The 23,924-nt window shown below is 56.2% G+C and carries 21 protein-coding genes; 7 read left to right on the top strand and 14 right to left on the bottom strand.

Translation table 11 applies throughout. The features are described from left to right. Positions 1 to 100 precede the first annotated feature (100 nt). Together VIJ98_RS07825 and VIJ98_RS07830 are read left to right on the top strand one after the other, a co-directional pair. Positions 101 to 1,405: an NAD(P)/FAD-dependent oxidoreductase gene (locus VIJ98_RS07825; protein WP_085982346.1), complete on the top strand. Its 1,305-nt coding sequence runs from the start codon at positions 101 to 103 to the stop codon at positions 1,403 to 1,405. Positions 1,406 to 1,702: 297 nt separating this feature from the next. Further along, on the top strand, positions 1,703 to 2,245 hold the full coding sequence (locus VIJ98_RS07830; RefSeq protein ID WP_007885735.1) for a glycine zipper 2TM domain-containing protein: 543 nt from the start codon (positions 1,703 to 1,705) through the stop codon (positions 2,243 to 2,245). A 118-nt stretch (positions 2,246 to 2,363) separates the two neighbouring features. Here the strand turns inward: VIJ98_RS07830 and mfd are convergent, their stop codons facing one another. Together mfd and VIJ98_RS07840 are read right to left on the bottom strand one after the other, a co-directional pair. After that, positions 2,364 to 5,807, bottom strand: coding sequence for a transcription-repair coupling factor (mfd, locus tag VIJ98_RS07835; protein WP_323273213.1), 3,444 nt, complete (start codon positions 5,805 to 5,807; stop codon positions 2,364 to 2,366). Between the two features lie 127 nt (positions 5,808 to 5,934). After that, positions 5,935 to 6,144, bottom strand: a complete 210-nt coding sequence (locus VIJ98_RS07840) for a hypothetical protein (protein ID WP_008103029.1) — start codon at positions 6,142 to 6,144, stop codon at positions 5,935 to 5,937. 229 nt (positions 6,145 to 6,373) lie between these two features. On the opposite strand from VIJ98_RS07840, the gene lolC reads away from it, so the two are divergent. The 4 genes from lolC to cobB all read left to right on the top strand — a co-directional run bounded on the left by lolC (position 6,374) and on the right by cobB (position 10,442). Beyond that, positions 6,374 to 7,573 carry a lipoprotein-releasing ABC transporter permease subunit LolC gene (gene lolC / locus VIJ98_RS07845; RefSeq protein WP_323273216.1) on the top strand — a complete coding sequence of 400 codons (1,200 nt, stop codon included), beginning with the start codon at positions 6,374 to 6,376 and terminating at the stop codon, positions 7,571 to 7,573. Further along, positions 7,566 to 8,267, top strand: a complete 702-nt coding sequence (gene lolD, locus VIJ98_RS07850; RefSeq protein WP_323273217.1) for a lipoprotein-releasing ABC transporter ATP-binding protein LolD — start codon at positions 7,566 to 7,568, stop codon at positions 8,265 to 8,267. Before lolC ends, lolD begins: the two co-directional genes overlap by 8 nt. Continuing rightward, on the top strand, positions 8,267 to 9,511 hold the full coding sequence (lolE, locus tag VIJ98_RS07855) for a lipoprotein-releasing ABC transporter permease subunit LolE (RefSeq protein ID WP_323273219.1): 1,245 nt from the start codon (positions 8,267 to 8,269) through the stop codon (positions 9,509 to 9,511). The genes lolD and lolE overlap by 1 nt, the downstream gene beginning before the upstream one ends. A 97-nt stretch (positions 9,512 to 9,608) precedes the next feature. After that, entirely contained in the window at positions 9,609 to 10,442 is an 834-nt protein-coding gene (gene cobB, locus VIJ98_RS07860) for a Sir2 family NAD+-dependent deacetylase (RefSeq protein WP_154152662.1), read from the top strand. Positions 10,443 to 10,514: 72 nt separating this feature from the next. Here the strand turns inward: cobB and potD are convergent, their stop codons facing one another. The 4 genes from potD to potA are packed head-to-tail and all read right to left on the bottom strand — an operon-like array spanning position 10,515 to position 14,295. Further along, positions 10,515 to 11,558, bottom strand: coding sequence for a spermidine/putrescine ABC transporter substrate-binding protein PotD (gene potD / locus VIJ98_RS07865; RefSeq protein ID WP_008103020.1), 1,044 nt, complete (start codon positions 11,556 to 11,558; stop codon positions 10,515 to 10,517). A gap of 10 nt (positions 11,559 to 11,568) precedes the next feature. Beyond that, positions 11,569 to 12,342 (bottom strand): spermidine/putrescine ABC transporter permease PotC, encoded by a 774-nt coding sequence (potC, locus tag VIJ98_RS07870; protein ID WP_323273222.1) that lies wholly within the window; start codon positions 12,340 to 12,342, stop codon positions 11,569 to 11,571. Then, positions 12,339 to 13,199: a spermidine/putrescine ABC transporter permease PotB gene (gene potB / locus VIJ98_RS07875; protein WP_323273224.1), complete on the bottom strand. Its 861-nt coding sequence runs from the start codon at positions 13,197 to 13,199 to the stop codon at positions 12,339 to 12,341. The genes potC and potB overlap by 4 nt, the downstream gene beginning before the upstream one ends. After that, a complete protein-coding gene (potA, locus tag VIJ98_RS07880) occupies positions 13,183 to 14,295 on the bottom strand; it encodes a spermidine/putrescine ABC transporter ATP-binding protein PotA (protein WP_323273226.1) in 1,113 nt (370 codons plus the stop codon). The genes potB and potA overlap by 17 nt, the downstream gene beginning before the upstream one ends. A 299-nt stretch (positions 14,296 to 14,594) precedes the next feature. Here potA and pepT point away from each other — a divergent pair, with 299 nt between their 5' ends. After that, positions 14,595 to 15,821, top strand: coding sequence for a peptidase T (gene pepT / locus VIJ98_RS07885; RefSeq protein ID WP_323273228.1), 1,227 nt, complete (start codon positions 14,595 to 14,597; stop codon positions 15,819 to 15,821). 74 nt (positions 15,822 to 15,895) lie between these two features. Here the strand turns inward: pepT and VIJ98_RS07890 are convergent, their stop codons facing one another. The 8 genes from VIJ98_RS07890 to rluE form a co-directional block, all read right to left on the bottom strand. Then, positions 15,896 to 17,017, bottom strand: coding sequence for a cupin domain-containing protein (locus tag VIJ98_RS07890; protein WP_008103010.1), 1,122 nt, complete (start codon positions 17,015 to 17,017; stop codon positions 15,896 to 15,898). Positions 17,018 to 17,074: 57 nt separating this feature from the next. Then, complete coding sequence (gene phoQ, locus VIJ98_RS07895) at positions 17,075 to 18,535, bottom strand: two-component system sensor histidine kinase PhoQ (RefSeq protein WP_008103008.1); 1,461 nt, start codon at positions 18,533 to 18,535, stop codon at positions 17,075 to 17,077. A gap of 3 nt (positions 18,536 to 18,538) precedes the next feature. Beyond that, positions 18,539 to 19,207 (bottom strand): two-component system response regulator PhoP, encoded by a 669-nt coding sequence (phoP, locus tag VIJ98_RS07900; protein WP_154152641.1) that lies wholly within the window; start codon positions 19,205 to 19,207, stop codon positions 18,539 to 18,541. A 209-nt stretch (positions 19,208 to 19,416) separates the two neighbouring features. Continuing rightward, positions 19,417 to 20,787, bottom strand: a complete 1,371-nt coding sequence (gene purB / locus VIJ98_RS07905) for an adenylosuccinate lyase (RefSeq protein WP_323273232.1) — start codon at positions 20,785 to 20,787, stop codon at positions 19,417 to 19,419. 44 nt (positions 20,788 to 20,831) lie between these two features. Continuing rightward, on the bottom strand, positions 20,832 to 21,473 hold the full coding sequence (gene hflD, locus VIJ98_RS07910; protein WP_061716917.1) for a high frequency lysogenization protein HflD: 642 nt from the start codon (positions 21,471 to 21,473) through the stop codon (positions 20,832 to 20,834). 36 nt (positions 21,474 to 21,509) lie between these two features. Next, the gene (gene mnmA / locus VIJ98_RS07915) at positions 21,510 to 22,622 is read right to left on the bottom strand and encodes a tRNA 2-thiouridine(34) synthase MnmA (protein ID WP_008103001.1); all 1,113 of its coding nucleotides are present in this window, start codon (positions 22,620 to 22,622) and stop codon (positions 21,510 to 21,512) included. Between the two features lie 42 nt (positions 22,623 to 22,664). Then, entirely contained in the window at positions 22,665 to 23,138 is a 474-nt protein-coding gene (locus VIJ98_RS07920) for an NUDIX domain-containing protein (RefSeq protein WP_061716915.1), read from the bottom strand. A 30-nt stretch (positions 23,139 to 23,168) separates the two neighbouring features. Next, positions 23,169 to 23,837 (bottom strand): 23S rRNA pseudouridine(2457) synthase RluE, encoded by a 669-nt coding sequence (rluE, locus tag VIJ98_RS07925; protein WP_372340021.1) that lies wholly within the window; start codon positions 23,835 to 23,837, stop codon positions 23,169 to 23,171. Positions 23,838 to 23,924: the final 87 nt, after the last annotated feature.

Genomic DNA, 23,924 nt, shown 5'->3' on the forward strand with positions numbered 1-23,924 from the left:
CTGCCCTCAGCTCGCGATTTAACGTCGCCAACCCTATGTTTATTAAGGTTTTTATTAACCATTAATTAACTATTGGTTTACAACTTTGAGGGGGTCTTTGTTGACTACATCTATGGAAAAAATCGTTATTATCGGCGGTGGTGCTGGCGGCTTAGAGCTGGCAACGCAGCTCGGTCACAAGCTGGGACGCAAGAAAAAGGCCGAGATCATATTGGTCGATCGTAACCACAGTCATCTGTGGAAACCGCTGCTGCACGAAGTGGCAACCGGTTCGATGGACGAAGGGATTGATGCGCTGAGCTATCTGGCGCACGCGCGTAATCACGGCTTCCAGTTCCAGCTGGGATCGCTGACGCAAATCAACCGTGAAAACAAAACCCTTGAGCTGGCTGAAATTCGCGATGCGGAAGGCGCGTTGTTAGTGCCGCAGCGTGAGCTGGCCTACGATCGTCTGGTGATCGCGCTTGGCAGCACCTCAAATGACTTCGGCACGCCGGGCGTGAAAGATCACTGCATCTTCCTTGATAACCCGCATCAGGCGCGTCGTTTCCACAACGAAATGCTCAACCTGTTCCTGCGTTTCTCGGCCAGCGAAGGCAGCCTGGAAAAAGTCAACATCGCCATTGTCGGCGGCGGTGCTACCGGCGTGGAACTCTCCGCTGAGCTGTATAACGCGGTGAAACAGTTGCACAGCTACGGCTACAAAGGTCTGGATAGCAGCTCGCTGAACGTCACGCTGGTGGAAGCCGGTGAACGAATTCTGCCTGCGCTGCCACCGCGTATCTCGGCGGCGGCGCATCAGGAGCTCACCAAACTTGGCGTGCGCGTGTTGACGCAAACCATGGTCACCAGCGCCACAGAAAACGGCTTGAATACCAAAGGCGGCGAATTCATCGAGGCCGATTTGATGGTGTGGGCGGCCGGTATCAAAGCGCCAGATTTCCTGAAAGAGATTGGCGGACTGGAAACCAACCGCATCAATCAGCTGGTGGTGAAAGAGACGCTGCAAACCACGCTGGACGACGACATCTACGCGATTGGTGACTGCGCCTCCTGCGCGCTGCCAGGTGGCGGATTCGTGCCGCCGCGCGCGCAGTCAGCGCATCAGATGGCGTCGCGCGCGCTGGAGAACATCCTTGCACAGCGTAAAGATAAACCATTGAAAGCCTATGTTTATAAAGATCACGGTTCGCTGGTATCGCTGTCGCGCTTCAGCACCGTGGGCAGTTTGATGGGTAACCTGATGCGCGGATCGATGATGGTGGAAGGGCGCATTGCGCGTTTTGTCTACATCTCTCTATATCGTATGCACCAGATTGCGCTCCACGGATACTTCAAGACCGGTCTGATGATGCTGGTCGGCAGTCTTAACCGCGTACTGCGTCCGCGCCTCAAGCTGCACTGATGATTTTCGGGCGGTGAATGCCGCCCCACGCCACGTCAGCTGCCGTAACCCGCTGAAAACTGCACGTTCAGCTTAAGGTTACGGCACTATTTCACCCGCTCTCAGAACTCTCCTAAAAGCTGGCCCTGATGGGTTTCCGCTGCGTTTCCTCCATTAATCTGATGTTGCAATTACGGTCCATCTGTAAAACTTATTACCAACAAACACGGCGCGGCGCGCACGCCGGTTATGCCTCGGCTACATCAGGATTTCGTAGCGGCAGGAATGCGCGGTAACAACCTTCAGGAGGACATTCCTGTGAATAAATCAATGTTAGCGGGTATCGGTATCGGCGTAGCAGCAGCGTTAGGCGTTGCCGCAGTCGCCAGCATGGATGTCTTCGATCGCGGCCCGCAGTTTGCACAAGTTCTGTCGGCGACGCCGATCAAAGAGAGCATCAAGCAGCCGCGACAGGAGTGTCGCAATGTGACGCTGACCCATCGTCGTGCGGTGCAGGATGAGAATCGCATTGCCGGTTCGGTGCTGGGTGCAGTAGCTGGCGGCGTGTTGGGCCATCAGTTTGGTGGCGGACGCGGACGCGATGTGGCTACGGTAGCGGGCGCGTTGGCCGGTGGTTACGGTGGTAATCAGGTGCAGGGTGCGCTGCAGGATCGCGACACTTACACCACCAACGAGCAACGTTGCAAAACGGTATACGATAAACAGGAAAAAATGCTGGGTTATGACGTGACCTATAAAATAGGCGACCAGCAGGGCAAAATCCGCATGGAAAATGACCCTGGCACCCGCATTCCGCTCGACCGTAATGGTCAGCTGATCCTGAATTCGAATCAGGCCTAATTGGGCAAAGATGCATCACAGCAGCAGTAACAAAAAAGCGCCGCAAGGCGCTTTTTTCGTATCACACATCATCTCGGCCGTAGGGTCGCCATTCATGGCGACCTTCCGCAACACGGCATCAAACCCGATTTTTCGCCAGCTCGCTGACAAAACTCTGCACCCATTCCATACGGATTTTCCGGTCCGCCATGTCGCGGGTGAATTTCAGGCGCGTTGGGCCATCCAGTTTCCACTGCTTAGGATCTTTCTGCAGCAGGCCAATCAGCCAGCCCGGATCAACCTGATTCTGCGGCGCAAACTCGAAGAAGCCGCCTTTGTCACTGGCTTCAATCTTACGAATCCCCAACTCGCGCGCCACTAAACGCAGCCCGGCGATATCCAGCAGATTGCGTGCGGCATCCGGCAGTTTGCCGAAGCGGTCAATCATCTCGACCTTCAGCTCCGCCAAATCCTGCTCATCCGCCGCGCTGGCTACGCGCTTGTAGAGCGACAAACGGGTATTCACGTCCGGGATAAAATCATCCGGCAGCAGAGCAGGCATACGCAATTCGATTTCAGTTTGATTGCTGGTGAGATCTTCCAGCGACGGCTCGCGGCCTGCCTTTAGCGCATCGACCGCATTCTCCAGCAGCTCCATATACAACGTGAAGCCGATGGTTTCCATCTGTCCACTCTGATCTTCGCCGAGCAGTTCACCCGCGCCGCGAATCTCCAAATCGTGGGTTGCCAGCGCAAAACCGGCGCCAAGATCTTCCAGCGACGCGATAGCTTCCAGACGCTTCTGCGCATCGGTGGTCATCGCTTTTGGATGCGGCGTCAGCAGCCACGCATAGGCCTGATGATGCGAACGTCCCACGCGACCACGCAGCTGATGCAGCTGCGCCAGACCAAAGTGGTCGGCGCGTTCAATGATAATGGTGTTGGCGCTGGGTACGTCGATACCGGTTTCGATGATGGTGGTACACACCAGCACGTTAAAGCGCTGATGGTGGAAATCATTCATCACCCGCTCGAGATCGCGTTCGCGCATCTGGCCGTGACCAATGGCAATACGCGCTTCCGGCACCAGATCGGCCAGTCGCTGCGCCGCTTTCTCGATGTTTTCGACATCATTGTAGAGATAGTAAACCTGGCCGCCGCGCAGTACTTCACGCAGGATCGCCTCGCGCACCACCAAACTGTCGTACTCACGCACAAAGGTTTTCACCGCCATGCGTCGTGCCGGTGGCGTGGCAATAATCGACAGATCGCGCATGCCGCTCATCGCCATATTCAGGGTACGCGGAATCGGCGTGGCAGTGAGCGTCAGGATATCGACATCAGCGCGCATCGCCTTGATCCGCTCTTTGTGACGCACGCCAAAGCGGTGCTCTTCATCGACAATCAGCAGGCCGAGATCGTGCCATTTCAGGTCGTTGGACAGCAGCTTATGCGTGCCAATCAAAATATCGACTTTGCCCTCGCGCGCCAGTTCCAGCACCTGACTCTGCTCTTTGGCGGTACGGAAGCGCGATAGCATTTCAATGCGCACCGGCCAGTTAGCGAAACGATCGCGGAAGTTGTCGTAATGCTGCTGCGCCAGCAAGGTGGTGGGCACCAGCACCGCGACCTGTTTGGCGTTCTCAACCGCGAGGAACGCGGCGCGCATCGCCACTTCGGTTTTACCAAAGCCGACGTCACCGCACACCAGACGGTCCATCGCCAGCGGCTGACACATGTCGCTCAGCACCGCGTTGATCGCCTGACCTTGATCCGGCGTGGTTTCAAACGGGAAGCCTTCGCAGAACAGCTGATACTGATCGCGATCGTGCTTAAAGGCGAAGCCGGTTTTGGCCGCGCGCTGAGCGTAGATATCCAGCAGCTCGGCCGCCACGTCGCGCACTTTCTCGGCGGCTTTCTGCCGCGCGCGCGACCAGGCATCGCTGCCGAGTTTATGCAGCGGCGCATTCTCATCGGCGCCACCGGCATAGCGGCTAATCAGATGCAGCGACGAAACCGGCACGTACAGCTTGGCATCGCCCGCATAGGAGAGCATCAGGTATTCCGCCACGATGCCGCCGGCTTCCAGCGTGGTCAGGCCGATATAACGCCCGACGCCGTGCTCCAGATGCACCACCGGCTGGCCGGGATGCAGCTCGGCAAGGTTACGGATCAGCACATCAGGATTGATGGTGCGGCGATTATCCTGACGACGACGACTGACGCGCTCGCCAAGCAGATCGCTTTCGCAGATCAATGCCAGCTGGCGTTGCGTATCGATAAAGCCGCGCTCGCTGGCGCCAATCATCAGGCTATGCGGCTGATTGGCGGCCTGATCAAAGTGATCGATGGCATGCGGACGCAGTTTGATGCGCGTCAGCAACTCTTGCAGGCTTTCGCGGCGGCCTTCACTCTCCACCGAGAAAATGACCTGACCGCTGAATTGTTCAAGGAACTGACGCAGCAGATCGAGTGGCGCTTTGGCCTGCGCCTGCACGGTTAATTCCGGCAGCGGCTGATAACCCAGATTGGTATTTGCCGCTTTCTCCGGCAGCGTGTCGCTGCTTAGCTGCATGCGCGGCCAGGCTTTCAGTTCACTCATTAGCGTGTCGGGACGCAGCCAGAGCGTGACTGGCTCCAGCAACGGACGCATTGGATCGATACGGCGATTCTCAAAGCGCGCGTTGGCATCAAGCCAGAAGCGCTCGGCGCTAGCCAGCAAATCGCCGCTGTTGAGCAGCAGCGTGTTGGCGGGCAGATAGCTAAACAGCGTTGGCAATTCCTGCTCAAAGAACAGCGGCTGCCAGTATTCGATACCAGCGGGCAGCGTGCCTTTGCTCACCTGCTGATAGACGTGCTCCGGCTCGCGCCGTACGTCAAAGGTTTCGCGCCAGCGGCTGCGGAACAGTTCGATGGCGGCTTTATCCGTGGGGAATTCATGCGCCGGCAGCAGATTAATGGCGTTGACCGCTTCCAGCGTGCGCTGAGTATCGACATCAAACAGGCGCAGGCTGTCGATCTCGTCATCAAAGAAGTCGATGCGATAAGGTTGATCGCTGCCCATCGGGAACAGATCGAGCAAGGCGCCACGCGTGGCGTATTCGCCGTGCTCCATCACCTGATCGACATGGCGATAACCAGCCTGCTCCAGCTGATCGCGCAGCGCATCGCGCGACAGCTTTTGCCCTTGCTGCATCACCAGCGCATGGCCGTGCAGGAAGCTGTGCGGACAAACGCGCTGCATCAGCGTGTTGACCGGCATAATTAGCATACCGCGCGTTAGGTTGGGCAGCTGATACAGCGTGGAGAGGCGAGCAGAGATAATGTCCTGATGCGGCGAGAAACTGTCGTAGGGCAGGGTTTCCCAGTCAGCGAGGTTAGTGACCGGCAGATCGGTGAACTGGCGTATCTCCTCCTGCAGACGCAAGGCAGATTGCATATCCGGGGTAATCATCAACACCGGACCGCTGTGGCGTTCGGTGATGCTGGCACACTCAAGCGCTTGCGCGGCGCCGACTAGCTGGCCGAGCTGGCGATGGTCGCCGGCTTTGACTGGCAGGGTATAACGACTCTGTTCCGACATGGGATCTCGACATTCTCTCCTTGGATTACAGGGCGTCATCATTCCATAATCCGCCCTGAGGATCATCTGTCGTTTCGGAGTTTCTGCCAGGTCGTCATAAATGACGACCCTACAAAACCCCCACGAATCACTTACTCGATTGCTGTGTGTAGTGCATACGTGGGCGATCGACATTGGCCCATGACAACTCTTTCTCCAGATGGTAGCTGTGATTGCCGTCGTCCCACTTCACGTAATAGCCGGTTGGCGCATCTCCCTGTTCAAAAACGTTAACGATCTCGCCTTTAATTTCACCCGATTTATGTTTCACGATACTGCTCTTGGGGAATTTGAACATGGTGTACTCCTCGTCGCCTACGGTAATTCACCTTTAAGTCTACGCCAGCCGATGACGAATAAACGTACAAATAACATCATTAATTTGTCGCAAATTTATGCATAAGCGTTGGCTGGTACGGTTTTTGACACAACTTTGCCGCAGACTCAGAGGGTTAGAGGTTTCATAAAGGGGACGCCTCCTTTATCATCCCACTACTTATTTTCAGGCAACTGCCAAGACGGATCTCATGTATCAACCAGTCGCGTTATTCATCGGTTTGCGCTACATGCGTGGACGTGCCTCAGACCGCTTTGGTCGCTTCGTCTCCTGGCTCTCAACTATCGGCATCACGCTCGGCGTGCTGGCGCTGGTCACCGTGTTATCGGTGATGAACGGCTTCGAGCGCGAGCTGGAAGGCAATATCCTCGGCCTGATGCCGCAGGCGCTGATCACCAGCGACAAGGGCAGTATCGATCCGAAGGCGTTGCCCGCCGAGGACCTCAAGCTGCAAGGTGTCAAGCGCATCGCTCCGCTCACTACCGCCGATGTGGTGCTGCAAAGCGCGCGTAATGTCTCGGTCGGCGTGATGCTCGGCATCAATCCTGACGAACAGGATCCGCTGACGCCATTCCTCGTCAACACCCAACAAAGCGTGCTGCAAGCGGGCCAGTACAACGTGATCCTCGGTGAACAGCTGGCTGCACAGCTGGGCGTGAAGCGTGGCGATCAGCTGCGTTTGATGGTGCCGTCGGTCAGCCAGTTCACGCCGGTGGGGCGTTTGCCGAGCCAGCGTATTTTCACCGTGGCTGGCACCTATGCAGCCAACAGCGAAGTGGATGGCTATCAGATTCTGGTCAATCAGCAGGATGCTTCACGCGTGATGCGCTATCCGCTCGGTAACATCACCGGCTGGCGTTTGTGGCTGGATAAGCCGTTGAGCGTTGATGCGCTCAGCCAGCAGAAACTGCCGGATGGACTGACGTGGAAAGACTGGCGCGAACGCAAAGGCGATCTGTTCCAGGCGGTGCGCATGGAGAAAAACATGATGGGGCTGCTGCTGAGCCTGATCATCGCGGTGGCGGCCTTCAATATCATTACCTCGCTCGGCCTGCTGATCATGGAGAAGCAGGGCGAAGTGGCGATCCTGCAAACGCTGGGTTTGACCCGCCGCCAGATTGTCGCGGTGTTTATGGTGCAGGGCGCCAGCGCAGGGATTATTGGCGCGCTGCTGGGCACCGTGCTTGGCGTGCTGCTTGCCAGCCAACTGAATAATTTGATGCCGGTGATTGGCTTGTTCCTTGATGGCGCGGCGCTGCCGGTCGACATCAATGTGTTGCAGGTGATCACCATCGCGCTGGTCTCGATGGCCGTCGCGCTGCTCTCTACTCTTTATCCGTCGTGGCGCGCTGCCGCCGTCCAACCCGCTGAGGCTTTACGTTATGAGTAATACTCCTTTGTTGCAGTGTCGTGACCTGTGCAAACGCTATCAGGAAGGCAGCGTGCAGACCGATGTGCTGCGCAATGTGGTCTTCAGCCTGCAGCCGGGTGAATTGACAGCGATTGTCGGCAGTTCCGGTTCGGGTAAAAGTACCTTGCTGCATCTGCTCGGCGGCCTGGATGCGCCTACCTCGGGCGATGTGATTTTTGATGGTAAATCGCTAAACGCGATGTCGTCCGCCGCGAAAGCTGAGCTGCGCAACCGCGAGCTGGGTTTCATCTATCAGTTCCACCATTTGCTGCCGGACTTTAGCGCGTTGGAGAACGTGGCGATGCCGCTGCTGATTGGCAAAATCGGCAAAGCGGAAGCGGAGTCACGCGCGCGTGAAATGCTGGCGGCGGTCGGGCTGGAAAAACGTGCCGCGCATCGGCCTTCTGAACTGTCGGGCGGTGAACGTCAGCGTGTGGCGATTGCCCGCGCGCTGGTGAATCGTCCGCGTCTGGTGATGGCCGATGAGCCCACCGGTAACCTCGATGCGCGCAACGCCGATGCAATTTTCGAACTGCTCGGCGAGTTGAACGTCAAGCAGGGCACCGCTTTTCTGGTAGTGACGCACGATCTGCAGCTGGCGAAACGCCTGAGCCGGCAGATGGAGATGCGCGACGGTGAGTTGAGTGACCAACTGACGCTGGGAGTGATCTGATGGCTTCGTCATTATCCCTGCTGCTCGGGCTGCGTTTTAGCCGCGGTCGGCGGCGTGGTGGCATGGTCTCGCTGATCTCCATCATCTCCACCATCGGCATTGCGCTGGGCGTGGCGGTGCTGATCATCGGCCTGAGCGCCATGAACGGCTTTGAGCGTGAGCTGAACAACCGCATTCTGGCGGTGGTTCCGCACGGTGAAATCGAGCCGGTGAATCAGCCGTTCCGCAACTGGCAACCGATGATCGCGCCGATTGAGCAGGTTGCTGGCATTGCCGCTGCCGCGCCCTACATCAACTTCACCGGGCTGATTGAGAGCGGCGCGAAGCTGCAAGCGCTGCAGGTGAAAGGTGTCGATCCGCAGCAGGAAGCGCGTCTTAGCGCCTTGCCGAGCTTTGTTGTCGGTGATGCGTGGTCACAGTTCGCAGCCGGTAAACAGCAGATCATTCTGGGTGGCGGCATCGCCAAATCGCTCAACGTTAAACAGGGCGACTGGATCACCATCATGATCCCGAATAATGATGGCGAGAATAAGCTGCTGCAGCCGAAACGCATTCGTCTGCAGGTCAGCGGCGTGCTGCAACTGAGCGGCATGCTCGATCACAGCCTGGCGCTGGTGCCGCTGGCGGATGCGCAGAAGTATCTGGATATGGGCGACAGCGTCAGCGGTATCGCGCTGAAGATGAATGACCCGTTCCAGGCGCAGAAGCTGGTGCGAGACGCCGGTGAAGTGACGCACTCTTACGTCTATATCAAGAGCTGGATTGGCACTTACGGCTACATGTACCGTGACATCCAGATGATTCGCGCCATTATGTATTTAGCCATGGTGCTGGTGATTGGCGTGGCCTGCTTCAACATCGTTTCGACGCTGGTAATGGCGGTGAAAGACAAAAGTAGCGACATCGCGGTGCTGCGTACGCTAGGCGCCAAAGATGGTTTGATTCGCGCCATCTTTATCTGGTACGGCTTGCTGGCGGGCCTGCTTGGCAGCGTCAGCGGCGTGGTGGTCGGCGTGCTGGTGGCGCTCAATCTCACGCCGGTGATGCGCGTGTTTGAGCACATTACCGGGCATCAGCTGCTGGCGGGCGATATTTACTTTATCGATTTCCTGCCGTCCGAACTGCACTGGATTGATGTGATTTCGGTGCTGGGCACCGCGATTGTCCTGAGCCTGATTGCCAGCTGGTATCCGGCACGTCGCGCCAGCCGTATCGATCCGGCCCGCGTGCTTAGCGGTCAGTAAAGATAAAACGCAGCCGCCGTGCGGCTGCTATTATCGGGCAGATTAGCCCGGAAAATACCCGACGCGCGGCGATAAACGCCGCAGATAAGGAGCTTTTATGCGCATACCGCGCCGCCGCCTACGACTCGCCCGCGACAAAAAAAACCGCCGCAAGGTGCATCAACGCTTTCGCCAGCGCATCTTCGAGCGCGATCGTAAAGCTGAACTGGCCGCGCATCCGCAACCGCGCGTGGTGGTGCTGACCGGCGCGGGTATCTCCGCCGAGTCGGGTATTCGCACGTTCCGCGCCGCCGATGGCTTGTGGGAAGAGCACCGCGTGGAAGATGTCGCCACCCCGGAAGGTTTTCAACGCAATCCGGCGCTGGTGCAGGCGTTTTACAATGCGCGCCGTCAACAGCTGCAGCAGCCCGAAATCCAGCCTAACGCCGCGCACAAAGCGCTGGCGGAACTGGAGCAGGTGCTGGGTGATAACTTCCTGCTGGTGACGCAGAATATCGATAACCTGCACGAACGCGCCGGCAGCCAGCGCGTGCTGCATATGCATGGTGAACTGTTGAAAGTGCGCTGCGTCAGCAGTGGACAAGTGCTGGACTGGACGGAAGATTTAACCCCGGACGATCGCTGCACCTGCTGCCAGTTCCCGGCCATGCTGCGTCCGCACATCGTGTGGTTTGGTGAAATGCCGCTAGGGATGGAGGAGATTTATCAGGCGATTGAGCAGGCGAATCTGTTTATCGCCATTGGCACCTCGGGCCACGTCTATCCCGCTGCTGGCTTTGTCCACGAGGCGAAACTGCAGGGCGCACATACCGTGGAGCTGAACCTGGAACCGAGCCAGGTCGGCAATGAGTTTGCTGAGAGTCATTACGGCTTAGCAAGCGAAGTGGTGCCAGAGTTTGTGCATACGTTTTTGCGTGGGTTGTATAAGTAGCGATTGTCGTAGGGTGCGCATTTATGCGCACCTGGCATGCCAGGTCGCCATGAATGGCGACCCTACGAAAGATTAACGTCCCGCCTTCAGCTTCTGGAACAGCGTCTCATACTGCACGCTGGCTTCACCGACATCGTTCTGCCACTCGCCGTTTTTAATCACGTCTTCAGCAGGATAAAGCGAAGGATCGTTGGCTACTTCATTTGGCAATAACTTCTTCGCCGCCAGGTTTGGCGTGGGATAACCAATGGTTTCCGCCACTTGCGCCGCCACGTCTGGACGCAGCAGGAAGTTAATCAGCTTCAGCGCACCTTCACGGTTTTTCGCATTGGCCGGAATCGCCAGGTTATCCATCCAGAAAATCCCGCCTTCCTGCGGCCAGATAATCTGTAGCGGCGTACCCGCCTGGCGCGCAACGTAGGCGGAACCGTTCCAGATCATGCCAACGTTCACTTCGCCTTCCATAAACGGGTTGCCCGGATTATCGGAGTTAAACGCAAGCACGTTCGGCATCAGCTTTTTCAGCTCTTCATAAGCGGCTTCGATCTGTTTGGGATCGCGGGTGTTGCCCGAATAACCCAGCTTGCGCAGCGCCATCTGGAACACTTCACGCGCGTCGTCGGTCAGCAGCAGGCTCTGCTTATACTCTGGCTTCCACAAATCAGCCCAGCGGGTAATGCTTTTGGCATCCACTTCATCGGTGTTGATACCAATGGCGGTCGCGCCCCAGATATACGGGATCGAGTAATCGTTATTAGGATCGAACGGCTTATTCAGCAGGTTAGGATCGAGATTTTTGAAGTTGCTGAGCTGGGATTTATCGATCTTTTGCAGCATGCCTTCATTACGCATCTTGGCGACGAAGTAGGTTGAAGGCACCACCAAATCGTAGGCGCCATCTTTCCAGGTCTTCAGCTTGGCATACATGCTTTCATTGGATTCGTAGGTGGAGTAGATCACCTTGATGCCAGTCTCTTTAGTAAACTGCTCCAGCAGTCCCGGCGGCACGTATTCGGTCCAGTTATAGAAGTAGAGCGTTTTGCCGGCATCCGCCTGCGCGCTCTGCATGCCCAATGCCAGCGCCCCAGCCGCCAGCCAATGAGACCACTTTTTCATCGATTATCCTCTATTTGGTTTTATCACGGAGCAACAGCTGACTGAGCGCCACCAACAGCAGCGACAGCAGCAGCAAAATTGTCGCCAGCGCGTTCACTTCCGGTGACACGCCAACTTTAACCATCGAGTAGATTTTTAACGGCAAAATTTCGAAGCTTGGGCCGGTGACGAACGACGATACCACGACATCGTCCATCGACAGCGTAAAGCTGAGCAGCCAACCCGCTGCGACCGCCGGTAGCGCCAGCGGCAGCAGAATTTTGCGCAAAATGGTGACTTCGCTGGCACCAAGATCTTTGGCGGCTTCCAGCATGCGCACATCAAACCCTTTCAGGCGCGAATAGACGGTGATCACCACAAACGGCAGGCAGAAGGTGTTATGCGAGAACAGCAGCGACCAGAAGCCAAGCGAAATGCCCAGCAGCATAAACAGCACCAGCAGCGAAATCGCCATCACGATATCCGGCGACATCATCACCACAAACAGCATGCCGCTGACGAACGGTTTACCACGGAAGCGATAGCGATAGAGCGCGACGGCGGTCAGCGAGCCGATAATTGTGGCGCAGCTGGCGGAGAGCACGCCCATCAGCAATGAATGCTGTGCCGCCTGAATCAGGCTGTCGTTGTTCATCAGCAGGCGATACCACTGCGTGCTGAAGCCCTGCCAGTTAATGCCGAAACGCGAACTGTTGAAGGAGTTGACGATCAGAATGATGATCGGGATATAAAACCAGGCGTAAATCACGGCCATGAAGCCGCCACGTAACCAGCGCGCCATCATTGCAGTTCCACCTTGCTGTTCAGCATACGCGCTGCGCGCCAGTAAACCAGCAGCATCAGCCCCATCAGCAGCGTCATCACAATGCTGGTGGCGGCACCGAATGGCCAGTCGCGGATATTCAGGAACTGGCTCTTGATCACGTTGCCAATCAACAGATTTTTCGCGCCGCCCAGCAAATCCGCCACAAAGAACAAGCCCATCGCCGGGATAAACACCAGCAGGCAACCGGCGACAATGCCTGGCATGGTCAGCGGCAGAATGATGCGTAAGAAGGTTTTCACTTTACTGGCGCCGAGATCGCGCGCCGCTTCGAGGCAGGATTTATCCAGCTTTTCCAGGCTGGAGTAGAGCGGCAGCACCATAAACGGCAGCAGAATGTAGATCAGTCCCAGAATCACCGCTTCTGAGGTGTACATGATGCGAAACGGTTTATCGATCACCCCGAGCCACAGCAAAAATTCATTCAGCCAACCGCGCGTGCTGAGGAAGATTTTCAGGCCGTAGATACGGATCAGCGAGTTGGTCCAGAACGGCACAATCAGCAGGAATAGCATCAGCGGACGCAGGCGCGCCGGCAGTTTCGTCAGACACCAGGCAAACGGATAACCGAGCAACAGGCAGCACAGCGTGGCGATAAACGCCATATTCAGCGAGTGCAGCAGCACATCGGCGTAAAGCGGATCCAGCAGTCGCGTGTAGTTATCAAGGGTGAAGGCCATACTGACAAAATGCGCATCATCGCGCGTCAGGAAGCTGCTGGCGAAGATCATCAGGTTAGGCAGCAGCACAAACAGCGTCAGCCAGCTGACGATCAGCGCGACAATCACTTTCTGCAGGCGGTTACGCATCAACTTCATACGGCAGCACCACCTCCCAGTTTGGCACCCAGCTGACCGCCATTTTCTGGTTCAGCGAGTGATCAAAATCGGGATCGTCTTCGTTGAAGAACTCGCTCACCGTCAGCAGCTTGCCGTTCTCCAGCTCCACGGTGGATTCCAGCGTCATGCCTTTATAGTTGCGCTCGCGCACGTAGCCGATCAGGTTGTCGCTGCGGCTGTCGTGATCAATCTCTTCGACGCGCAGATCTTCCGGGCGCAGCAGCACAAGTAGCTTATCGCCCGCGCTGACCGGGAAATCACACTGCAGCTCACATTCACGGCCTTCTACGCGCGCGCGGATAGAGGGCGCATGGTCGCTGTTTAGCACCTCGGCATCGAACACATTTATCTCGCCGATAAAGCGCGCCACAAACAGGTTGGCGGGCTCTTCGTAAATCTCGCGCGGCGTGCCGTCCTGTTCGATACGACCATCGCGCATCACCACGATACGATCAGACATAGTCAGCGCTTCTTCCTGATCGTGGGTGACGAAGACAAAGGTGATGCCGAGCTTACGCTGCAGTGCTTTGAGCTCGTTTTGCATCTGGCGACGCAGCTTATAATCCAGCGCCGACAGCGACTCATCCAGCAGCAGCACTTTCGGGCGATTGACCACCGCGCGCGCAATCGCCACGCGCTGCTGCTGACCGCCCGAAAGCTGATGCGGACGGAGATCGGCAAAACTCTCTAGCTGCACCATTGCCAGCGCATCGTTAACGCGCGTGGTGATCTCGGCCGCTGGGGTTTTCTGCATGCGCAGACCAAAGGCGACGTTCTCAAACACTGACATGTGCGGAAACAGCGCGTAGCTCTGAAACACGGTGTTGATGTGGCGATGCTCGGCGGGCAGATCGGTGATGTCATTATCATCAAGAATGATGTGACCGCGATCGGCATCTTCCAGCCCGGCAATCAGCCGCAATATGGTGGTTTTTCCGCAGCCGGAAGGGCCAAGCAGCGTGATGAACTCGCCGTGACGGATGGTCAGGTCGAAGTCAGAGATGATGCTTTTGCCATCGAAAGCTTTACTGATGCCAGAAAGCGTAACCAGCGCAGGCGCGCGTGTTTGCGTCATTTTAGTCACTCAGTCTGATGGTGAATCAGGTTACAGCATAGCCGCTGGTGGCCGCTTGCTGTGATGAAGGGCGCGATGATACCGCAAAAATGTGTCAATGCCATGTTTTGCCACGGATTTACCTTGAAAACTCTGAAAAATGCCGGAGTATGCGTAACGGATAAGTCGGACAGGCGATAGTGAGCGAATTTTCAGCGCAATTCACGTTGAGAGAGCTAACCTGAAGGATAATGATTTGACGCAACATGGTGCCATCAGGCCACCATGATAATGACGCAGGTTCTTTAGAGGGATGACAGATGGATCAATTACTTGAGCGTTTTCTCAGTTATGTCGCAGTAGAAACTCAGTCAAAACCTCAGGCACGACAGGTGCCAAGCAGCGAAGGGCAGTGGACGCTGGCGCGTCAATTACAGGAAGAACTCATCGTGCTGGGCTTTGTTGATGTCTCTCTGAGCGATCATTGCTGTGTGATGGGCACCTTGCCGGCTAACGTCGATTGGGCCACGCCGGTGATCGGCTTTATTTCGCATATGGATACCTCACCGGATTTCACCGCTAAAAACGTCAATCCGCAGATTATTGAAAACTACCGCGGTGGCGATATCGCGCTCGGCAACGGCGATGAAATCTTGTCGCCGGTGATGTTCCCGATCCTGCATAAGCTGATCGGCCATACGCTGATCACAACCGATGGCAAAACCCTGCTCGGCGCAGATGACAAAGCTGGTATCGCCGAGATCATGACCGCGATGGCGCGTCTGGCAAAAAGTGATACGCCACACGGCGCGATTCGCGTGGCCTTTACGCCGGATGAAGAGATTGGTCGCGGCGCGTCGCACTTCGACGTTGAAGGTTTTGCCGCCGATTGGGCGTATACCGTGGATGGCAGCGATCTTGGCGAGTTCGAGTTCGAGAACTTCAACGCCGCCACCGCGATGGTCAAAATCACCGGCAACAACGTGCATCCGGGCAGCGCCAAAAATGTGATGGTCAATGCGCTGGATCTGGCGATGCGCTTCCACGCGGAATTGCCCGCCAAAGAGAAGCCGCAGTTCACCGACGGCTACGAAGGCTTCTTCCATCTGCATACCATCAAAGGCACGGTTGAGCATGCCGAGCTGATGTATCTGATCCGTGATTTTGATGCCGACAACTATGAACAGCGTAAACAGCTGCTGGAAGAGATTGGCCAGCGCGTCAGCAAAGGGCTGCAAAGCGAGTGTTCGGTGAAAGTTGAAATCAGCGATAGCTATCGCAACATGCGCGAGAAGGTTGAACCGCATCCGCACATTATTGAGTTAGCGCTGCAGGCGATGCGCGATTGTGGCATTGAACCGAACGTCAAACCAATTCGCGGCGGCACCGACGGCTCAGCGTTGTCGTGGAAAGGATTGCCGTGCCCGAACCTGTTTACCGGCGGCTACAACTATCACGGCAAGCACGAGTTCGCCTCACTTAATGTGATGGCGCAGTCAGTGGATGTGATTGTGCGTTTGGCTGAGCTGGCGGGACAGAAAAAGTAACAGTATCCAGGTGCGCATAAATGCGCACCCTACAACGTCGTAGGGTCGCCATTCATGGCGACCGTAACGCCAGCTTACTCGCCGAAGAACCAATAGCCGCTATTCACCAACGCCGCCAGCTGCGCCAGCAGTGAAGGATCATCCAGCGCATCGCCGAAATCTTCCAGCGTCAGCACGTGATTGTGCGCCAATGCCGCCAGCACATGCGGATGGCTGCTGGTGATCGATTCCCCGTTCACAAACACCACATCGCCGATGGTCAATACGCGCAAGCCGCCGAGACGCGTCAGCGCATCGCCTTGCTGCAGTGCATCGTAAATCTCATCCGGTTGATACGGCGGCTCCGGCGGCGCGACGTCCAGCTCATGACGCGACTGAGAAATAAACTCGCCAAACCACTGATTAAACTGCTCTGGCTGGTTAATTACATCCATCATCACTTTGCGGATACCTTCCAGTTCTGATGGCAGGATCTGCGATGGGCATTCACGCGATGGCACATCAGGATCGCTGTAGCGATAGCTGCCCAATTCGTTGGCCAGCATGTGATCGGCAAAACCGCTGATCAGCTCGCGACCGTTCGGTGCGCGGAAGCCGACCGAATAGTTGATGGCGTTTTCCAGCGAATAGCCTTCATGCGGGAATCCAGGCGGAATATAGAGAATATCGCCGGGCTCCATCTCTTCATCGATGATGGCGTCGAACGGCTCAACCTGCAGCAGATCCGGATGCGGGCAGTGCTGTTTCAACGGCACTTTTTCACCCACGCGCCAGCGACGACGGCCGGTGCCCTGAATGATAAACACATCGTACTGATCGAAATGCGGGCCCACGCCGCCGCCTGGCACGGCAAAAGAGATCATCAGATCGTCAACGCGCCAGTCGGGCAGGAAACGGAATGGGCGCATCAGCGCGGCAGAAGGTTCATGCCAATGGTTGACCGCCTGCACCAGCAGCGACCAGTTGCTCTCACCGAGATGATCGTAGCTTTCAAACGGGCCGTGACTGACTTGCCATTTGCCTTCGTTATGGCTGACAAGTCGGCTATCTACCTCATTTTCCATTGCCAGACCAGCCAGCTCGTCAGGAGAAATAGGATCGACGAAGTTTTTAAATCCACGCTTGAGCACCACCGGGCGTTTCTGCCAGTAGCGCTGAATAAAGTCGGGCCAGTTGATATCGAGCTGATAGTCCATATGAGGAGTCCGTTTGCTGCAAAGAATGATGGCAAGTATAACAGCCCGCGTCCCTTTCTACTCGCGGTGATGCTCGACTTCCTGGCGCTGGAAAATAACTTCCATGCGCGCGCCACCGAGCGGGCTGGTGGTGGCAATCACCTGACCGGCGTACTGTTCGAGGATATCGCGCACCACGGCTAAACCTAAACCCTGGCCGGGACGCAAGGTGTCGGCGCGTTGACCGCGCACGAAGATCAAATCGCGTTTGCTTTCCGGGATGCCGGGGCCGTCATCATCAATAAACAGATGCAAAGTGTTGTCGGTTTGGCGCGCGGTGACTTCAATAAATTCGAGGCAATATTTGCAGGCGTTATCGAGTACGTTGCCTAGCACTTCCATAAAGTCATTTTTATCGCCGATGAAGGTCAGCTCCGGCGAGATATCCAGCGTGATTGCCACGCCTTTACGTTGATAGACCTTATTCAATGCCGAACACAGGCTGTCGAGCAGCGCCGACACCGAATGCAAATCGCGCTGCAAAGGATTGTGATCGGCCTGCATACTCGCGCGATGCAGGTAATAACCAATCTGCTGTGAGATGCGGCTGATCTGCTCCAGCATTACCGGTTCGGCCTGCTCAATGGTTAACTCTTTACCATTGCGTAACGATCGCAGCGTACTTTGCAGCACCGCCAGTGGAGTTTTCAGGCTGTGGGTGACATCCGAAAGTGTGGTGCGATAGCGCGTGTAGCGCTGGCGTTCATTGGTCAGCAGCAGGTTAAGATTGCGCACCAGGCTGCGTAGCTCCTGCGGCGGATTGTCATCGAGATTCTCGCGCTGGCCGGTTTCCAGCTCGCGCACTTGCGAAGTGAGATCGCCAATCGGCCGCAAACTCCAGTGTGCCGCCAGCCACAGCAGCGGAATCACCAGTAATAGATTCGCCGCCAGCACATAGCTGAACCACGACCACACTACATCGGAATGCTGCAACTCTTGCGGAATCGAATCGACCACCACAATGGTTAACGCCGGTAAGTTGGTGGTGGCATCGTAGCGATTGACGGCGACCGAGTGAGTGAAGGTGTCATTGCTGTCGCTATCCAGCGCGTGCAGTCGCTCTTTCGCCTGCGGGTTATTGCCCATCGCCGCCATGCTGGTGCGATTGCTGGTGTCGATTTCGTAGAAGTCGGGCTTGAGCAGCCATTCACGACGAATCTTTTTGCGGATGTCCGGCACGTCGCGCTGCTGCCACAGCAGTTTCCCGTGTTCATCGTAGATAAAGACCAGCGTGGGGAAATTGAGCGTCATGCGCTCGGGCTGACCAATGGTGAGCTGATTGTCGTGCCATTGCGCCAGCGTGAAGAACAGATTGCTCTCGCCGCGCATCACGCGATAGGTATTTTTATCGAAGCTGACAACGTAGCCGACCACGGCGACCATGCCGTAGGAGAGCGACAAAAACAGTACGATCGCGGCCGTCGCCAACAGGAAACGGGCGCGAAGTGAGAAGGGGCGTAAGCGTTGTAACCACGTCATAAATCAGAGATCAAAGCGATATCCCTGGCCGCGCACGGTGTTAATCACTTCGGTCGGATAGAGTGACAGAATTTTTTTGCGCAGACGACCCATCAGCACGTCAATGGTGTGGCTTTCGCGCAGTTCGGCGTCGGGATAGAGCTGCAGCATCAGTGAATCTTTGCTTACCACTTTACCGGCGTTGCGAATCAGAGTTTCGACGATGGTGTACTCGAAGGCGGTGAGTTTTACCGGTTCGTCTTGCACCGTCAATTCACGGCGAGAGAGATCGACCTGGAACGGCGGCATAGAGATAATTTGCGATGCATGACCGCTGTTGCGACGCATCAGCGCCTGCAAGCGTGCAGCCACTTCTTCAATGTGGAACGGCTTGGTCACGTAGTCGTCGGCACCGGCTTCCAGCGCTTCCACTTTGGCCTGCCAGCCTTCGCGAGCGGTTAATACCAGAATCGGTTGGCGCACGGAATCGGTGCGCCAGCGGCGAATCAGCGACATGCCATCTTCGTCCGGCAAACCGAGATCGACCAGCGCGATGTCGGGGATATGTTCTTGCAGGAAATAATCCGCTTCTTTGGCATCTTCTGCAGCATCGACCTGATGGCCCATGTCACGCAGTTGCACGGCGAGGTGATGGCGCAGCAGCGCATTATCTTCCACAACCAGTACACGCATAGTATTTCCTTAGCTCGAACGTAGTGATGATGGAATGAGTATATGCGAGAAGAGCTAAACCGCAGATTAACGCTTGCCCTTCATACTTCGAACTATCGCTGCGTTTGCTGCGTGTTCTCACCCCAGTCACTTACTGGAGTAAGCTCCTGGGGATTCGATCACTTGCCGCCTTGCGCTAGCCCGAATTATTTAGGGCAAGATATTGGCGACTATTTTAAATCATCAACCATCTGAATCGCACGGCCGAGGTAGTTGGCTGGCGTCATCTGCTTCAGGCGCACTTTCTCCTCTTCCGGCAGCTCGAGGCTATCGATAAAGGTCTGCATGCCGGCGGCATCAACGCGTTTACCGCGCGTCAGCTCTTTCAGCTTCTCGTACGGTTTTTCAATGCCGTAACGACGCATCACGGTTTGGATCGGCTCAGCCAGCACTTCCCAGTTGTGGTCCAGTTCGTCCAGCAGACGATCGCGGTTCACTTCCAGCTTAGAGATGCCTTTCAGCGTGGCCTGATAGGCGATCAGCGCATAACCGATGCCCACGCCAAGGTTACGCAGCACGGTGGAGTCGGTCAGGTCGCGCTGCCAGCGTGAAACCGGCAGTTTGCTCGCCAGATGCTGCATCATCGCATTAGCCAGGCCGAGGTTGCCTTCGGAGTTTTCGAAGTCAATCGGGTTCACTTTGTGCGGCATGGTGGACGAACCGATTTCACCGGCGATGGTTTTCTGCTTGAAGTGATTGAGCGCAACGTAGCCCCAGATATCACGATCAAAGTCGATCAGAATGGTGTTGAAACGCGCGATGCAATCAAACAGTTCAGCGATGTAATCGTGCGGTTCAATCTGCGTGGTGTACGGGTTCCAGGTGATGCCCAGCGAGGTGACAAATTGCTCGCTCAGCTGGTGCCAGTCCACTTCCGGATATGCCGAGATGTGGGCGTTATAGTTGCCGACCGCACCGTTGATTTTACCCAGCACTTCAATCTTGCTCAGCTGACGCAACTGGCGTTCCAGACGATACGCCACGTTCGCCATCTCTTTACCCATAGTTGACGGCGTTGCTGGCTGGCCGTGGGTGCGCGACAGCAGCGGAATGTCACGGTATTCGTGCGCCAGACCTTTTACAGCATCGATCAACTGGTTCCAGAATGGCACGATCACATCACGACGTGCGGTTTCCAGCATCAGCGCGTGCGACAGGTTATTGATATCTTCGGAGGTGCAGGCGAAGTGGATGAATTCAGACACCGCATGCAGCGCAGGGATGTCGGCCACTTTCTCTTTCAGGAAATATTCCACGGCTTTAACGTCGTGGTTGGTGGTGCGCTCGATGGTTTTGATACGCGCCGCGTCTTCTTCGCTGAAATTGGCGACAATGGCATCAAGGAAAGCGTTTGCGTCGGCATCAAATGCAGGAACTTCCTTGATCTCTACAGTCGTAGCCAGTTTTTGTAACCAGCGAACCTCAACCTCAACGCGGAATTTCAGCAAACCGAACTCACTGAAAATGGCGCGCAGTGGGCTGACTTTATCGCCGTAACGACCATCGACAGGTGAAACGGCGGTCAGAGAGGATAATTCCATCAGTGCAACTCCTGAATCGTTTAACAATTATGCCGGGGCGGCGCTTAATACGCCGGGCCCAGGCGGGATAAAATGGTTTTGGCTTCGCTCAGCAAGCGCTGGCGCGAGAACATCAGCTGCAGTCGGCCACCGCCAACCTGCTGCCATAACACCGCAGAGCGAATGCCGGCCAGCAGGGCGGCGCGCACTTTACTCTGCACTTGTGAATTCTGTAATACCTGCGGCGAACCGGTAACCTGAATGCGCGGGCCCAGCGGGCTAATCACATCCACATAAATGCCAGCCATCGCGCTGGTGATGGTGTCTGATTCCAGCTCGTAATGCGCCAGCTGGCGATCAAGCTGGCCGATGCGCTGTGCCAGCGTGTTCATCGCGGCTTTATTGCCGTGCAGCTTACGCTCCAGCACCATCATGCTTAAGGTGTAGCGCGTCAGCTCTGCGCTGGCGCCCTGACGATTGCTGCTATTAAGCACCGCCATTAAGGTCTCTAATCCAACCTTCAAATTGGCTTCGTCGTTGCCAAACACCGCCAGCGTTGAACCGGGATTGAGATCGATCAGGCTGCGCAGCGACACATTCAGTGCCGCATTATTGCAATGTCCCTGCTGCGCGAGCTGTTGCACCACATGGGCGGCCTGACATACGCCCGCCAGCGCCAGTGTAATCTCATAATAGTTCTTAGCCACGCTTAACTCCTGTCATCGCGTCGGGCAGCGCCGACCTTAGGCTTCTGCCAGAGGTAGGCGTTGTTCGATAATACCGCCGCCGAGGCACACTTCACCGAGATAAAACACGGCAGATTGGCCTGGCGTGACGGCCGCAACCGGCTCGTCAAAACGGACTTCAATACGGTCGTCGCCGTGCGGAATGATTTCACACGGAATGTCGGTCTGACGATAGCGGGTTTTCACCGTGCAGCGCAGCGGGGCGGTAATCGGCTGGCGATCGACCCAATGCAACTGTTGGGCAATCAACCCCACAGACATCAGGCGCGGATGCTCGCCGCCTTGCGCCACGATTAGACGATTGCGCGCCACATCTTTGTCGACCACATACCAGGGATCGTCGTTGCTCTCTTTACGACCGCCAATGCCCAGGCCTTTACGCTGGCCGAGCGTGTGATACATCAAGCCCTGATGTTCACCGACGATTTCACCGTCAACGGTTTCGATTTCGCCCGGCTGCGCAGGCAGATAGCGACCAAGGAAGTCACGGAACTTGCGCTCGCCGATAAAGCAGATGCCGGTGGAATCTTTCTTCTTGGCGGTGATCAGATCCAACTGCTCAGCGATGCGGCGCACTTCCGGCTTATCCAGTTCGCCAACCGGGAACAGGCTTTGCGCGATCTGCTGGTGGCTGAGCGTATAGAGGAAATAGCTCTGATCTTTGTTGCCGTCGAGTCCGCGCAGCAGGCGACTTTGACCGTCAACATCCTGACGGCGCACATAGTGGCCGGTGGCGATGAAGTCTGCGCCGAGATCGTCCGCCGCGAATTCGAGGAAGGCTTTGAACTTGATCTCTTTGTTGCACAGGATGTCGGGATTCGGCGTGCGACCCGCTTTGTACTCTTCCAGGAAGTGCTCGAAAACGTTATCCCAGTACTCAGCGGCGAAGTTGATTTTGTGCAGTTTGATGCCGAGTTTGTCACACACGGCTTGTGCGTCAGCCAGATCATCGGCGGCGGTGCAATACTCCTCGCCATCGTCTTCCTCCCAGTTCTTCATGAACAGGCCTTCAACCTGGTAGCCCTGCTGCTGCAGTAACCAGGCGGAAACGGAAGAATCGACGCCGCCGGACATTCCGACGATCACTTTTTTCTGGCTGTTGTCAGACATGACGCACTCTTAAATTACGATAAAAACAGGCGGCGCATTCTATCATGCAGAAGCGGGGCGCGCACCCTCATGAAACGGCCACTGGAACGGCGCAACCAGATGCAGCGGATAACGCTCGCCTTGTTGCCACAGCCGCACGCTCTCTGCCACTAGCGGCGAACGCAGGCGATTCGCCGTCAGAATCTGCTCTGGCGGCAACCACCAACAGCAATCGATGTCGCGATCGTGCGGTGAAGTTTCGACTTTTTCGGCCAGATCGAGGCCAAACAGGAAACGCACAAAAGGTGTATCGTCCGGGGCAATCCACTGCTGCACGCCGAGAAAATATTCGGGATGGGCGTCGATACCGGTCTCTTCAAACAATTCACGCTGCGCGGCTTCGAGCAGGGTTTCATTGGCCTCAAGATGTCCGGCGGGCTGATTCCAGGTAATACGACCGTGCACACGCTCTTCGACTACCAGCAAATGTCCCTGCGCCTGTACAATGCAGGCGACCGTTACATGAGGTTTAAACATCCTTCCTCCGAAATTGTTAACTAAAAGTTATTAAATGGCTGCGCTGATATCGCGCCATTCTCCGGGCGGTAAATCGCCTAGCTGATGTTCGCCCATCGCAAAGCGAATCAGGCGCAACGTCGGAAAACCGATATGTGCCGTCATGCGGCGCACCTGACGATTTCGGCCCTCAAACAGAGTGATTTTCAGCCAGCTGGTGGGAATCGCTTTGCGCTCGCGAATTGGCGGCTGGCGCGGCCACAGCCACTCTGGCTCGTCCACCAACTCAATGCCTGCCGGCAACGTTGGGCCATCGTTGAGCGTCACGCCGTTGCGTAACAGGGATAAATCTGATTCCTGCGGCGCGCCTTCCACCTGCACAAAATAGACCTTTCCGGTGCGCTTGCCAGGCTGCGTCAGCGCGGCTTGCAGCGCGCCATCGTTGGTCAAAATCATCAATCCTTCGCTGTCGCGATCGAGGCGGCCCGCAGCATAAACGTCGCCTACCGGCACAAAATCTTTCAGCGTGCGGCGTCCGGCTTCATCACTGAATTGCGGCAAAACATCGAAGGGTTTGTTAAAGAGTATGACGCGTCTTGGGCCTTTCGGACGGGTATCACGGCGCACGGGCTTACGTGCTGGGGCGTTCGCACGCTTATCCTGGTGAATTCGTTGAGAAGTTTTTCGCATGGGCTTTGCAGTCAGAAACATTCGGCGCATTATAGCGCGAAACTACGGTGATTGGCGTAGCGGAAATAATCAAGTAGTATTGACCCGCATCTTACAAATCATTAACAAAAAATCGCT

This window comes from Pantoea sp. S18, assembly GCF_045689705.1.
GTDB lineage: Bacteria > Pseudomonadota > Gammaproteobacteria > Enterobacterales > Enterobacteriaceae > Pantoea > Pantoea symbiotica.

Coding starts and splice junctions, on each gene's coding strand:
- purB (WP_323273232.1), bottom strand. CDS start 20,787: ATGGAATTATCCTCTCTGACCGCCGTTTCACCTGTCGATGGTCGTTAC.
- potC (WP_323273222.1), bottom strand. CDS start 12,342: ATGATGGCGCGCTGGTTACGTGGCGGCTTCATGGCCGTGATTTACGCC.
- VIJ98_RS07890 (WP_008103010.1), bottom strand. CDS start 17,017: ATGGACTATCAGCTCGATATCAACTGGCCCGACTTTATTCAGCGCTAC.
- mfd (WP_323273213.1), bottom strand. CDS start 5,807: ATGTCGGAACAGAGTCGTTATACCCTGCCAGTCAAAGCCGGCGACCAT.
- mnmA (WP_008103001.1), bottom strand. CDS start 22,622: ATGTCTGACAACAGCCAGAAAAAAGTGATCGTCGGAATGTCCGGCGGC.
- potB (WP_323273224.1), bottom strand. CDS start 13,199: ATGAAGTTGATGCGTAACCGCCTGCAGAAAGTGATTGTCGCGCTGATC.
- lolD (WP_323273217.1), top strand. CDS start 7,566: ATGAGTAATACTCCTTTGTTGCAGTGTCGTGACCTGTGCAAACGCTAT.
- lolC (WP_323273216.1), top strand. CDS start 6,374: ATGTATCAACCAGTCGCGTTATTCATCGGTTTGCGCTACATGCGTGGA.
- potD (WP_008103020.1), bottom strand. CDS start 11,558: ATGAAAAAGTGGTCTCATTGGCTGGCGGCTGGGGCGCTGGCATTGGGC.
- potA (WP_323273226.1), bottom strand. CDS start 14,295: ATGACGCAAACACGCGCGCCTGCGCTGGTTACGCTTTCTGGCATCAGT.
- phoQ (WP_008103008.1), bottom strand. CDS start 18,535: ATGACGTGGTTACAACGCTTACGCCCCTTCTCACTTCGCGCCCGTTTC.
- lolE (WP_323273219.1), top strand. CDS start 8,267: ATGGCTTCGTCATTATCCCTGCTGCTCGGGCTGCGTTTTAGCCGCGGT.
- rluE (WP_372340021.1), bottom strand. CDS start 23,837: ATGCGCCGAATGTTTCTGACTGCAAAGCCCATGCGAAAAACTTCTCAA.
- phoP (WP_154152641.1), bottom strand. CDS start 19,207: ATGCGTGTACTGGTTGTGGAAGATAATGCGCTGCTGCGCCATCACCTC.
- VIJ98_RS07920 (WP_061716915.1), bottom strand. CDS start 23,138: ATGTTTAAACCTCATGTAACGGTCGCCTGCATTGTACAGGCGCAGGGA.
- pepT (WP_323273228.1), top strand. CDS start 14,595: ATGGATCAATTACTTGAGCGTTTTCTCAGTTATGTCGCAGTAGAAACT.
- VIJ98_RS07840 (WP_008103029.1), bottom strand. CDS start 6,144: ATGTTCAAATTCCCCAAGAGCAGTATCGTGAAACATAAATCGGGTGAA.
- cobB (WP_154152662.1), top strand. CDS start 9,609: ATGCGCATACCGCGCCGCCGCCTACGACTCGCCCGCGACAAAAAAAAC.